Origin of the sequence: Streptomyces sp. NPDC050534 (assembly GCF_044457745.1) — a bacterium.
Classification (GTDB): domain Bacteria; phylum Actinomycetota; class Actinomycetes; order Streptomycetales; family Streptomycetaceae; genus Streptomyces.
This window is the reverse complement of sequence record NZ_JBITHF010000001.1, coordinates 423,270-435,860: the sequence shown is the minus strand read 5'-3', so window position 1 is coordinate 435,860 and position 12,591 is coordinate 423,270. Positions and strand designations below refer to the sequence as shown.

The window sequence follows — 12,591 nt, the reverse complement described above, 5'->3', positions numbered from 1 at the left end:
TGGCGTGCCGGCGTACCGGCGTGACGGGATGCTGGCGTGCCGGGTGCTAGTCGGTGTCGGGTGCTAGGCGGAGTCGGCCGCCGCCGTGCTGGGTGCCTGCGCGCCCGTGGTGCCGAAGCGGATGCCCTTGGCCTCCTTGCCGACGGCACTGAGCACGATCACCGCGACCAGGGCGGGCACCACGGTCCAGGCCATCGCCGCCGGATAGCCGTGGTGGCCGGCGATGGCTTCCTGGATGGGCAGGTTGAGGGCCGCGATCAGGTTGCCGAGTTGGTAGGTGACGCCGGGGTAGAAGCCGCGGATCGCGTCGGGGCTCATCTCCGTCAGGTGCGCGGGGATCACGCCCCATGCTCCCTGGACGCACACCTGCATCAGGAAGGAGGAGAGCATCAGCCAGCCCACGGTCGTGGACAGCGCGAAGAAGGGCACGATCACCAGACCGCCGGCCGCGGCGATCATGATCGTGCGGCGGCGTCCGAGCTTCTCCGAGGCGGCGCCCAGCAAGGCGCCGCCGATCATGGCGCCGACGTTGTAGACGATCGCGATGGCGATGGAGGTGTCGGGCGACAGGCCCAGGCCCTTCTTCACGAAGGTCGGGTAGACGTCCTGGGTGCCGTGGGACATCCAGTTGAAGGCGGTCATCAGGGCCACGAGGTAGACGAACCGCTTGAGTACCGCCGGGTTCTTGAAGACCTGGTAGGCGGGGGTGCGGTTGGCCTTGACGCTCTTCTCCCACACCTCGCTCTCCTCCACCCGGCTGCGCACCCACAGCGCGACCAGGGCGGGCACCAGGCTGAAGGCGAACAGGCCGCGCCAGCCGAAGGTGGGCTCGATACCGAAGAACGCCACGGCGGCCAGCAGATAGCCCAGCGAGTAGCCGCTCTGCAGCAGACCGGACCAGAAGCCGCGCCGCTCGGCGGGGATCTTCTCCATGGCCAGCGCCGCGCCCAGGCCCCACTCGCCGCCCATGCCGATGCCGTAGAGCAGGCGAAGGACCAGCAGGACGGCGTAGTTGGGGGCGAAGGCGCAGGCGAAGCCGACGATCGAGTAGAACATCACGTCGACCATCAGCGGGATGCGGCGGCCCTTGCGGTCCGCCCACATGCCGAAGATCAGGGCACCGACCGGGCGCATCATGAGCGTCGCGGTGGTCAGGAAGGCCATGTCGGTCAGGGAGACGTCGAAGTCGTCGGCGATCTCGCTGTAGACGAGGACCACGAGGAAGTAGTCGAAGGCGTCCATCGCCCAGCCCAGATAGGCGGCGACGAAGGCGTTGCGCTGATCCTTGGTGAGCCCAGTTGCCTGTTCCCGGACGGTCTTCAGCATGCACGTCCTCCCGCGGTTCGAAGATCACGCTAGGTGCGGGCGGAGCGGCCGACAATGCAAAGACCGGCAAAGTGCACACCACAATTACCTAAAGCCGTCACTCAGTTTGCGTGTGTTGTGAGCTTGTTGCGCAGCATGTCGGCCTCCGGCAGGCCGAGTTCGTCGAAGAGGTCCAGGGCCTGCTTCCACGTGTCGAGCGCGGAGGCGGGCTCGCCCGCCTCCGCGTAGGTGTCGCCGAGGTAGCTCAGCCCGATGGCCTCGCTGCGGCGGTCGCCCGTCTTGCGGAACAGGGCCAGGGCGCGGTCGTAACACTCCACGGCGGTGGCGTGGCGGCCCAGGTGGCGGTGGATGTAGCCGAGGCTGTCCCAGGTGTGCGCCTGGCCGCTGAGGTCGCCGGTGGCCTGGACGAGTGGCAGGGCGCGTTGGCAGTAGTCGAGCGCCTGCCGCAGTTCGCCGAGTTCGGCGAGGTACCAGCCGAGGTCGTTGAGGGCGACCGCCTGACCGCCGCGGTCGTGGGCGAGCAGGAAGTGCTCCAGTGCGCGGCGCGAGTGGTGCAGTGCCTCGCGGGTCGCGCCGTGCGCCCAGGCCATCTTGGCCAGGTTCTGGCAGGTGCGGGCCTGACCGGCATGGTTGTCCAGCTGTTCGAACAGGTCGAGGGCGCGGGTGAAGTGATGGCGGGCGCCCTGCGGGTCGCGCAGCTGGAAGCGGGCGAGCCCCAGACCGCGGTGGCCGGCCGCCTGCCCGGCCAGGTCCCCCTGGTGCGAGGCCGCGCGCAGGGCGGCGGTGTGGACGTCGGTGAGGGCCTGCCAGTTGCCCTGGCGCTCCAGGAACGTGGTCAGAGTCGCGGCGAACTGCCAGGTGTACGCCTCGAATCCGGCAGGCGGCCGCTCCACGGCGGACAGCAGGACGGGCTGTTCGGTGATCAGCCACGCCAACGCCGCGTCGTAGTCGCCGAGTTGGCGGGGCAGCGCGCCCGGCTCCGCCGGGGCCAGCCGCATCGGGTGGTGGCGGCGGGTCAGCAGGGCGTCGGCCGCGTACGCCGTGTGCAGGTAGTGGTCCAGGACGCGGCGGGTCGCGGCCCGCACCGCTGCGGTGGTGTCGTGCTCGGCGGTCAGTTCGACCGCATAGGCGCGCAGCAGGTCGTGGCAGGTGTAGCGGCCGGGCACGTGCTCGATCAGAAGGTGGGCGGCGGTCAGTTCCCGCACCTGCTCCGGCACTTGGGTCACGCACACGCCGGCGAGTGCGGCGAGGGACGCCAGGTCGGCGTCCGGGCCGGGGTGCAGACCCAGGAACCGGAACAGGCGTGCCGCCTCGCGGCTGAGTGTCCGGTACGACCAGTGGAAGACCGTGCGTACCGCCGTGGCCGGATCGCCGGTGTCCAGCGGGTCCAGGATGCGCTCGGCGGTGCGCAGTTCGTCCGCGAAGACGGCCAGCGGCTCGGCGGGGCGGGCGGCTGCGCGGGCGGCGACCACACCGAGCGCGAGCGGCAGCCCGGCACAGCGCACCACGATCTCGTCCACCGCCGCGGCCTCGGCCGCCACCCGGGCGGCACCGAGGCGGGCGGCGAGCATGTCGCGGCACTCCTCCGCGCCGAGCAGGTCGAGGGCGAGCAGCTGCGCCCCCTCCGCGACGGCGAGCCCGGTCAGCGGGCTGCGGCTGGTCACCAGCGCCAGACAGCCCGCCGCCGCGGGCAGCAGCGGCCGCACCTGATCGGCGTCACGGGCGTTGTCGAGCACGACCAGGACCCGGCGGCCGCTCAACAGGCTGCGGTACAGGCCCACTTGTGCGTCCAGCGACTCCGGTACGCGGGTGGCGGGCACCCCGAGCGCGTCGAGGAAGCCGCGTACGGCGCGGTCCGGCGGGAGGGGAGCGCCGCTCGGGTCGAAGCCGCGCAGGTTCACATACAGCTGCCCGTCCGGGAAGGCCGAGCGCCTGTGGCGTGCCCAGTGCACCGCCACCGCGGTCTTGCCCACGCCGCCCATGCCCGACAGCGCCGACACGACGACGGCCGCGGGGCGCTGCGCGACGTCCGCCAGCAAGGCGTCCAGGCGGCCGAGTTCGTCGATGCGGCCGGTGAAGCCCGGTGTGCCTGCTGGGAGTTGGGCGGGGGTGGTGTGCGAGGTGACGGGTGCGGTGAGGGACGGTGGCGGTATCGGTGGTATCCCTGGTATTGACGGTATCGGTGGGCCCGGAGGGGGAGCCTCGGGGCCGGGCGCCGGCGGGGCGGGCGTTGGTGTCGTGGGGGTTGTGGGGGCAGCCTCGTGTTCACGTGCGTGTGCGTGTTCCGCGGGGCGCTCCCGGAGGATCTCCTGGTGCAGCTCCCACATCCGGCGCCCGGGTTCCGTGCCGAGTTCCTCCACCAGGCGCCGCCTGGTCTGGGCGTAGCAGCGCAGGGCCTCACCGCTGTCGCCGGTCGCGTGCAGGGCCCGCATGAGCGCCTCCGCCAGGGGTTCCGTCAGCGGGTACTCCCCCAGCAGGTCGGTCAACTCACCGACGACGGCGGCCGGATCACCGCCGTTGATCTCCATGTCCGCCAGCCGTACGGCGGCTTCGACGCGCTGGCGGCGCCAGGTCTCGCGCATCCGGGCGGGCCAGGTCCCGGTCAGACCGGCGAAGGGCTCGCCGCGCCACAGTCCGAGCGCCTCGCGCAGCAGCGCGACGCGGGTGCGGTCGGGCCGTGCGCTGTCGCGGGCCTGGACCGCCAGGCGCTGGAAGCGGTGCAGATCGACCCGGTCGGGGTCGAGGTCGAGCTGGTAGCCGCCGGAGCGGCGCAGCACCGGTAATCGTCCGTCACCGCCGTCGTCCAGGCGCTCGGCGAGGCGCCGGATGCGCGCGATGTGCGCGTACAGGGCACGGCGCGCGCCCTCCGGCGGGTCGGCGCCCCAGATCCGGTCGATGAGTACCTCGACCGACACGGGCCGGCCGGTGTCCACGGCCAACGCGGCCAGTACGGCTCTACGTTGGGGCGGACCCAGATCGATCGGCGCTTCCCGTACCAGGACTTCCACAGGTCCCGACAGACACAGCCGTAGCATCGCACCCATCCCCCGTTCACATCTCCTCCACAGTCGTCGCATATGCGCGAGCAGGGCGACAAGCTTTCGGCAAAATCTCGACCCACCCCCGGACTTCACGCTGAGGCGAACAGCGCACGCGCCGTCATCGCGGCGCGGCGCCGCGATCCGCGCACCGACCACACGCGGCTCACACGTGAACACGGGGGTTGACACGTGCATCGAACGAACACGGCGACTGCGACGGCCTCGGCGCCTCAGCAGAGGGGACCACTGGACTCGTCACCGTTGACCGGCCCGGACGCGGGGCTGTCCGCGACGGCCGGACGCAGCGTCCTGGAGGGCGCCTTCGCCCTGCTGAACGCCCTGCATCAGGAGGAACACGCGGGCGTGACCTCGCTGGCCTCGGCGTGCGGTCTGCCCAAGACGACCGCGTACCGGCTGCTCGACCAACTCGTGGAACTGGGGGCCGTCGAACGCAGTGCCGGCCACTACCGCATCGGAGGGGGCATGTTCCGCCTGGGCCACGGCTGGCAGCCGCACCCGGGCCTGCGCTCGGCCGTACAGCGGCCCATGCGGCGGCTGGCGGCCGCGACCGGCACGACGGTCGCCCTGTCCGTACTGCACCAGGGCCAGACGCTGATCCTCGACTGGACGACACCCGCGGACCAGCCGTTCCCGCTGCCCGACGGCCGGCAGATCTGGCCGTGGCACACGGCCTCCGGGAAACTCCTGGCCGCCTGGGCCGACCCTCGTCTGCCCCTCGGCCCACTGCCCCGGACCTGGCCGGACGAGGCCCTGTGCATCCGGGAGCGCGGGGCCGCCTACGACCGGGAGGAGGTCCTGGAGGGGGTGTGCTGCGCCGCCGTACCCGTGTACGCGGCCGACGGCACCCCGGTCGCGGCCCTGAGCGTCCTGACGGACCCGGACCACCGCCTGGAGCGCCTCGCCGACACGGCCCGGCGCGCGGCGTCGGCGATCACGGCGGGGCTGGGGCGCCGACGGTGACGTCAGGGCCGATCCGCCACCGCGGCCGGCGGCGGCGCTTCGCCGTTCCGCTCAGCGGCACAGCACGCGACAGGGCGACGGCCGCTCAGCAGGCTGGGTCCGTCGGCCGAAGCGCCACGCGCACCGCACGGGACGCCGACTCCCCCGCGATCCTGGCCAGGACCGCGATCTGCGCGACAACCGCCTCCGGAGGGCCTCATGGAGTCGTCACGGGCACACGCGATGAACGGCCCATTGGCCCTGCTGCAGGCCGAGTTCGACGGCACGCGCGACGTGTGGCGCTCGGCCATGGGAGGGGTGTGCGTGGCCAATCCCGAGGCGGCCCGGGCGGTGATGGGCAACCGGCACGACGCCGTCGCGGACACGTCCGACTTCTACCAGAACCGGCACGGCGTCTTCGGGCCGCGTTCCGCGCAGGTCGCCATCGGCCGCGCGGCCCGAGGACTGATATGGCGTCATGTCGACGCACGACGCGAGGACTTGCCCCGGCTGGTCGCCGAGCGGCTCGCCCCGCGCAGCGAATGGCCGGACGCCGGCAACCTGCTCGTCCTGCGGCACCTGCGCGATGTGCTGCTGCGCCCGGACGCGCCCGCCCACCTGCACCGGACCGTCGAGGCCATCGTCGCCCGCGCGGTGCTCGCGGGTGCACGACGGCGCCACTCGCTCCCGTCCCGACTGCTCTTCCGCCGTCGCGCGCTGCTGGCCCTGCGCACGGAGATGAGCGCCCGGCGGGAGGACCAGAGGTCGCGCGGTGGCCCCTCCGAGCCGCGCGACCTCGTCGACGTCGTCGTCTACGAGAGCGACCCGGCGACGGACCCCGGGGATCTCGTCGAGGTCTACCTCTCCTTCCTCTTCGCCACGGTCGGCTCGATCGGCTTCGCACTGGCCTGGTCGCTCTACCTGTTGGGAACTCACCCGAACTCCGCTGCCAGCGAGCCGAGTTGGACGGTACGGGAGGCTCTGCGGCTGTGGCCGGTGGCGTGGCTGTTCGCCCGCACGCCGAACCGGGAGCAGGAGCTGGGCGGGACGCGGGTGACGCCGCGGGACCGGCTGATGGTGTGCAGCTATCTGGTGCACCGGCACCCCGGCCACTGGGAGCGGCCGGACGAGTTCGTGCCGCAGCGCTGGGCGGAGGGCGTGCCCGACGGCGCCTACCTGCCGTTCGGGCTCGGGCCGCACACCTGCGCCGGCGCGACCGTCACCGTACGCCTGCTGGAGGACCTCGTAGCACTCCTTTCCCGTGCCTGGCGTGTGTCGGTCACCCATGACGGCGGTGGGCCCCAGGTGGGTCCGGCGCTGGCTCCGCCGCGGTTCACCGCGGTGCTGAGCCCGAACGACGGCTGCCCCGGAAGGAGGTGAACCCGCATGCGCGCGCTGTATCTCAAGGCGAAGTCGGTCCTCAACATCCGAGGCCAGTACGAGTACTTCTGGTACCTGTACCACCACATCTGACCGGCCCTGCGCGGGGAGGCGCCGGACGGTCGGCTCCCCGCGCCCCAGGAGGGGAACGCGAACGATGACCACCCCGCAACACCCCGAGGACTTCCTGCGGTTCATGCGGATGCGCAGTGCGCGCGAGGACGGGATCTTCTGGGTCGACGACCAGCGGCTCGGCGTGTTCGAGCCGGAGGCCGCGCGCCGGGTCAGCGCCACCAACTGGCAGCGGTTCGTCATGCACGACCGCCTCGTCGACATGGTGCTCCGGCGACGCAGCGCCGAGATGCGGTGGAGCAGGATCCGTTCCGCCTGGATGACCCAGATGCACGCCCTCGCGACAGCCGAACACCACGGCGCGCTGGCCGACCGCATGGAGCGGATCATGGACGCGCGGGTCGGGGAGGACGTCGACCTGACGATGCTCATGCAGGACGTGACGCTACGGTCGCTGCTGCCCGTCGCACTGACCGGCCTCACCTCCGCCGAGGCCGAACTGGTGCGCCGTGACCTGGAGATGAAGCTGCTGCGGCTGGTGTCGCCCGATCCCGGCAGCACATGGCACCACCTGCGCTTCATCTCCGTGCAGATGCGCTCGGGACTCGTGGTGCGGCGGGTGCTGCGGCAGCGCGCGAGCGGTCGGCGCAGGCGTGAGGCGGACCTGGCCGACCCGTTCGTGGACCTGCTCCCCGAACTCGGCATGGACCGCGCCCTCGACGTGGTGACCGCGGTCCTGACCGCCATCGGAGGTCCGCCCGGCACGGCCGCGGCGAGCCTGCTCTACGAGTTCGTCCGCAACCCCGACTGGCAGCAGCGGCTGAGCGAAGAGCTGAACGCCGTGGACCCGGTCGAGTTCCGCACCAGGCCCACCACCGCGGCCCCGGCGACGCACCGTTTCGTGAAGGAGGTGCTGCGCATGTGGAGCCCGCCACTGCTGCTGGTCCGGCGCTCGAAATTCGGCTTCGACCTGGGCAACACCCGCCTGGACCCGGGCCAGTGGTACCTGCTGAGCCCCCACCTGATCCACCGCGACGAACGCGTCTGGAAACAACCCGACGTCTTCGACCCGGACCGTTTCCTCGCCGGCGCCCCGCACGGCCCGAAGGACCGCACCTGCTACGTGCCCTTCGGCTGGGCGCCGAAGAAGTGCATCGGCGCGAACATGGGGACTTTCCAACTGATGGCCCTGTGCCACCTGTTGTGCACCCGCTACCGCCTGAGCGTGCAGCACCCGGACCGGATCACGATGGCTCTGCGCTTCGCACCGGTGCCGGAGAAGTTCCGGGGGCGACTGACGCTCCGCTGACCACGCTTTCGTCAAAGCTGACGAGGCGGAAGCCAGCAGCCGAACGATCTTGGAAAGCCCTTGTCACACGGGTGTGCACAGTCGAATTCATGCGCGAACGGCGAACCTGCCCCGGCGCGCCTGCGCCGGCTGGGGCGGCCCGGCGCAGGCGTGGTGGCTGCCGCCGCCTCAGCAGCCCGAGTCGGCGATGACGAAGTAGCCCGTGGAAGTCTCCTTCAGGGTGTGGGTGATGGCGACGTTGTAGAGGCCCATGTTCTGGTTGGAGCCGTTGGCGTAGGTGTAGCCGCCGCTCTGGTGGGCGCGTCCGGCCACGACCTGGTTGTAGTTGTTGTCGGTGTAGCACTTGGGTGCGGAGCCTGTCGTCGTCGCCGTGACCGAGGCGGACGAGGTGCCGACGGCGCCGGAGGAGTCGACCGCGGCGACGGTGTAGCTGTACGAGGTGCCGACGGTCAGACCGGTGTCCGTGTACGTGGTGCCCGTCGCGGAGCCGGTCTTCGTCCCGTTGCGGTAGACGTTGTACGAGGCGGCGCCGCTGACGGAGCTCCAGGACAGTGAGGCGCTGGTGTCGGTGGTGCCGGTCACCGTGAGGCCGGACGGGGAGGGCAGGGAACCGGTTCCGCCCTGGCCGCCGCTGCCGTCCAGACCCCAGAACTTCGCGGTGTGGTAGCTGGAGCAGATGTAGTTGAGGTAGTAGGTGCCGGTGGTGCCGCACTGGTCCGCGCCCGAGCCGGGGTTCACGGCGAGGCCGTGCGCCATGCCGGAGACCGAGAACAGGGCGACCGCGGGCTTGCCTGCGGAGTCGTTGTAGATGCTCTCGGTGGTGCCGCCGGTGAGGTTCTGGGTGCTGGAGGCCGTCTGGCCGATGCCCCAGACGTCGGTCCACTGGTCCCGCAGTTCGGTGCCGTTGACCGGGGTGACGGTGGTGTCGGAGCTGCCCTGCCAGATGGCGACGCGCGGCCACGGGCCCGAGTACCCCGGATCGGAGTTGCGGACCTTGTCGCCCCACGCCTTCGGAGTGAGGTTCTGGTTGCTGTACTGGCAGCCGGAGGCGGCGCTCTGGGTGGTGGCGCACTGCGCGGGGATGCCCGAGTCGACGGAGCCGCCGGCGAACACGTCCGGGTAGTCGGCGAGGAGGTCCGCGGTCATGCCGCCGCCGGCGGACAGTCCGGTGACGAAGATGCGGCCGCGGTCCGAGCCGTACTGCGCGACGGCGGTGTCGACCATCTGCATGACCGAGGCGGCCTCGCCCCTGCCCCGGGTGTCCTTGGTCGAGTCGAACCAGCTGAAGCAGGACAGGCTGTTGTTGGCCGAGCTGGTCTGCGGGTAGACCACGGCGAAGCCCCACTGGTCGGCGAACTTCTGCCAGCCGGAGTTCGCGTGGTAGTCGCTCGCCGACTGCGTGCACCCGTGCAGGGCCACGACCAGCGGTGCGCCGGCGGGCAGGTTGGACGGTGCGTACTCGTACATGGCCAGGTTGCCGGGATTCGAGCCGAAGCTGGTGACCTGCTGGAGGGTGCCGGCGGCCGCCGCGCTCGGGGCGAGGGGGGTGACGACGGTCAGGCCTGCGATGAAGGCGCCCACTGCGGCCGCCAGTGCGGTGCGCCGGAAGAATCTGCGCCAGGTGGAGCGATGCATAGTGCGACTCCGTGGGGTGGAGGGGGGAGGGGAAGCGCGGGCACGGAGCGCCGCCCGGCGGTCCCACCCCGCCCGGCGCGGCCCGCGCCCGTCGCATCGGCCGGCCGGCACGGCACCTGGCCGCGCCCGGTCCGCCGTCGTACCGGCTTGCTGGAAGCGGACAGTACGACCGGCCGGCCGGCCCACGACATGTGAGGGACAGCCAGGACTGCGGAGCCCCGCATGGCTCGCGCACCCATGGTGTCGGCGGTGGCGCTGTGACACGTGACGGGCGGCGCGCTCCGGCGCAGCTCGGGTGTTCCCGGCGAACAGAACCTGTCGGATCACCCGCCGGCCGTCGGCACATGGTGGCGGCACCTATGTCACGGCTCGAAAATGTGTCGACGACCCACGTGTCTCACCTCATGGGTCCTCCCTACCGTGTTCGGCCATGGACAGCACCAAGAGCCCCCACGAGGGCTCGCCCCAGCATCCCGGCCCCGGTGACACCACCGGGCCCGGCCTGGCCTCCAGCCGGTTCCTCGCCGGCCGCAAGGCTCTGGTCACCGGTGCGGCCAGCGGGATCGGCCGGGCCTGCGCCGAGGGCTTCGCCGCGGCCGGTGCCGAGGTCTACGTGGTGGACCGGGCCGCCGAGGCCGCCAAGGAGGTCGCCGAGGCGATCGGCGGCATCGCCGTCGTGGCCGACCTCTCCCAGGCCGACGCCGTGGACGCACTGCCGGACGACGCCGACATCGTGGTCAACAACGCGGGTCTGCAGCACGTCGCCCCGGTGCACGAGTTCCCCCCGGAGCGCTTCGCCCTGATCCAGAAGGTCATGGTCGAGGCGCCGTTCCGCATCCTGCGCCGCACCCTGCCCCACATGTACGCGCAGGGCTGGGGCAGGGTCGTCAACATCTCCTCGGTGCACGGCCTGCGGGCCAGCGCCTACAAGTCGGCGTACGTCACCGCGAAGCACGCGCTGGAGGGCCTGAGCAAGGTGGTCGCCCTGGAGGGGGCCGCGCACGGCGTGACCAGCAACTGCATCAACCCCGGCTACGTCCGCACGCCGCTGGTCGAGGAGCAGATCGCCAACCAGGCGCTCGCCCACGGCATCTCCGCCGCGGATGTGATGGACCAGGTGTTCCTGGAACGCACCGCCATCAAGCGCCTGATCGAACCGGCCGAGGTCGCCGAGGCGGCGCTGTGGCTGTGCACCGGACGCACCGGTTACCTCACCGGCAGCTCGATCCCCCTGGACGGCGGCTGGACGGCCCACTGAGGCCCCGGCTCGCCCGTCCGCACCGACTCCTCCGGACTCCTGCCCTTCGTCCCCCGGCGGCGGCCGGTCCGGCGGTTCCGCTCACTCCTCACTCCGAAAAACGGTGACACCCATGTCCAGCGCTCACAACGCCGTGAACGACCCAGGTACCTCCAGAAGCCCGGGCGGTCTGCGCAAGATCGTCGCTGCCAGCCTGATCGGCACGACCATCGAGTGGTACGACTACTTCCTCTACGGCTCGGCCGCCGCCCTGGTCTTCGGCCGCGTGTTCTTCCCCGAGTCGGACCCGCTGACCGGCACCCTGCTGTCCTTCCTCACCTACGCGATCGGCTTCGCCGCCCGCCCGATCGGCGCCGTGGTCTTCGGCCACTACGGCGACCGCCTCGGCCGCAAGAAGCTCCTGGTCATCAGCCTGCTGATGATGGGTCTCTCCACCGCCCTGATCGGCTGCGTCCCCGGCTACAACACGATCGGTGTCGCGGCTCCCGTGCTGCTGACCACCCTGCGCCTCGTCCAGGGCTTCGCCCTCGGCGGCGAGTGGGGCGGCGCGGTGCTGCTGGTGTCCGAACACGGCGACGCGAAGCGACGCGGCTTCTGGGCGTCCTGGCCGCAGGGCGGCGCACCGGCCGGCAACCTGATCGCCGTCGGCGTCCTCTCCCTGATGACCACCGTGCTCAGCGACGACGCGTTCAACTCCTGGGGCTGGCGGGTGCCGTTCCTGCTCTCCGCCGTGCTGGTCATGATCGGTCTGTGGATCCGGCTGTCCGTCGACGAGTCCCCGTTGTTCAAGGAGGCGCTGGCCAAGGCCGAGCGGCGCAAGGCGGAACAGCGCAGCGAGCAGCTGCCGTTCGTCGCGGTCGTGCGCAACCACTGGCGGGACATCCTGGTCGCGATGGGCGCACGCATGGCCGAGAACATCTCGTACTACGTGATCACCGCGTTCGTCCTCGCCTACTGCGTCGAGCACCTGGGGATCGACAAGCAGACGGCGCTGAACGCGGTGCTGATCGGCTCGGCCGTGCAGTTCTGCCTCATCCCGCTGTTCGGAGCGCTCTCCGACCGGGTCGGGCGCAAGCCCGTGTACCTGGTGGGTGCGGTCGGCGTGGGCGTGTGGTCGTGGGCCTTCTTCGCCCTGCTCGACACCAAGTCGTTCCCCGCGCTGGTCCTGGCCGTCACCGTCGGCCTGATCTTCCACAGCGCGATGTACGCGCCCCAGGCGGCGTTCTTCTCCGAGCTGTTCGCCACCCGGATGCGCTACACCGGCGCCTCCATCGGGGCCCAGCTCTCCTCGGTGGCGGCGGGCGCCCCGGCCCCGCTGATCGCGACGGCGCTGCTCAGCTCGTACGGCAACTCCACCCCGATCTCCGTGTACGTCGGGCTGGCCGCCGTGATCACCGTGATCGCCGTCGTCGCCTCCCGTGAGACCCGCGGCAGGGACCTGGCCGCGATCGAGCCGGACGGCGCGGCGACGCGGACCGCCGCGGACCAGAAGACGGCCGCGTCCGCCTGACGTCCGACACCGCTCCCCGGCCGGAGGGCCAGGGTCCTCCCTCTCGGGGCGGGCCCTGGCCCTCCTCGGCCGTTCCCTCCTCGGCCGTGTGCCGATTCCC

At 71.6% G+C, this 12,591-nt stretch carries 8 protein-coding genes; 5 read left to right on the top strand and 3 right to left on the bottom strand.

The annotated features are described in order from the left end of the window. Nucleotides 1–63 precede the first annotated feature (63 nt). The gene (locus ACIBN2_RS01965) at nucleotides 64–1,326 is read right to left on the bottom strand and encodes an MFS transporter (protein ID WP_399132140.1); all 1,263 of its coding nucleotides are present in this window, start codon (nucleotides 1,324–1,326) and stop codon (nucleotides 64–66) included. A 101-nt stretch (nucleotides 1,327–1,427) separates the two neighbouring features. Further along, nucleotides 1,428–4,370 carry an AfsR/SARP family transcriptional regulator gene (locus tag ACIBN2_RS01960; protein WP_399132139.1) on the bottom strand — a complete coding sequence of 981 codons (2,943 nt, stop codon included), beginning with the start codon at nucleotides 4,368–4,370 and terminating at the stop codon, nucleotides 1,428–1,430. Between the two features lie 258 nt (nucleotides 4,371–4,628). Here ACIBN2_RS01960 and ACIBN2_RS01955 point away from each other — a divergent pair, with 258 nt between their 5' ends. From ACIBN2_RS01955 to ACIBN2_RS01945, 3 genes are all read left to right on the top strand, one after another. Then, complete coding sequence (locus ACIBN2_RS01955) at nucleotides 4,629–5,348, top strand: IclR family transcriptional regulator (protein ID WP_399132138.1); 720 nt, start codon at nucleotides 4,629–4,631, stop codon at nucleotides 5,346–5,348. Between the two features lie 198 nt (nucleotides 5,349–5,546). Further along, nucleotides 5,547–6,707 carry a cytochrome P450 gene (locus ACIBN2_RS01950; RefSeq protein ID WP_399132137.1) on the top strand — a complete coding sequence of 387 codons (1,161 nt, stop codon included), beginning with the start codon at nucleotides 5,547–5,549 and terminating at the stop codon, nucleotides 6,705–6,707. A gap of 157 nt (nucleotides 6,708–6,864) precedes the next feature. Beyond that, nucleotides 6,865–8,088, top strand: a complete 1,224-nt coding sequence (locus tag ACIBN2_RS01945) for a cytochrome P450 (protein ID WP_399132136.1) — start codon at nucleotides 6,865–6,867, stop codon at nucleotides 8,086–8,088. A 168-nt stretch (nucleotides 8,089–8,256) separates the two neighbouring features. On the opposite strand, the gene ACIBN2_RS01940 is transcribed toward ACIBN2_RS01945, so the two are convergent. After that, nucleotides 8,257–9,723 carry a PHB depolymerase family esterase gene (locus ACIBN2_RS01940; RefSeq protein ID WP_399132135.1) on the bottom strand — a complete coding sequence of 489 codons (1,467 nt, stop codon included), beginning with the start codon at nucleotides 9,721–9,723 and terminating at the stop codon, nucleotides 8,257–8,259. A 430-nt stretch (nucleotides 9,724–10,153) separates the two neighbouring features. On the opposite strand from ACIBN2_RS01940, the gene ACIBN2_RS01935 reads away from it, so the two are divergent. Both ACIBN2_RS01935 and ACIBN2_RS01930 read left to right on the top strand, forming a co-directional pair. After that, nucleotides 10,154–10,981 (top strand): 3-hydroxybutyrate dehydrogenase, encoded by an 828-nt coding sequence (locus ACIBN2_RS01935; RefSeq protein ID WP_399132134.1) that lies wholly within the window; start codon nucleotides 10,154–10,156, stop codon nucleotides 10,979–10,981. Nucleotides 10,982–11,093: 112 nt separating this feature from the next. Beyond that, nucleotides 11,094–12,491: an MFS transporter gene (locus tag ACIBN2_RS01930; RefSeq protein ID WP_399132133.1), complete on the top strand. Its 1,398-nt coding sequence runs from the start codon at nucleotides 11,094–11,096 to the stop codon at nucleotides 12,489–12,491. Nucleotides 12,492–12,591 lie beyond the last annotated feature (100 nt).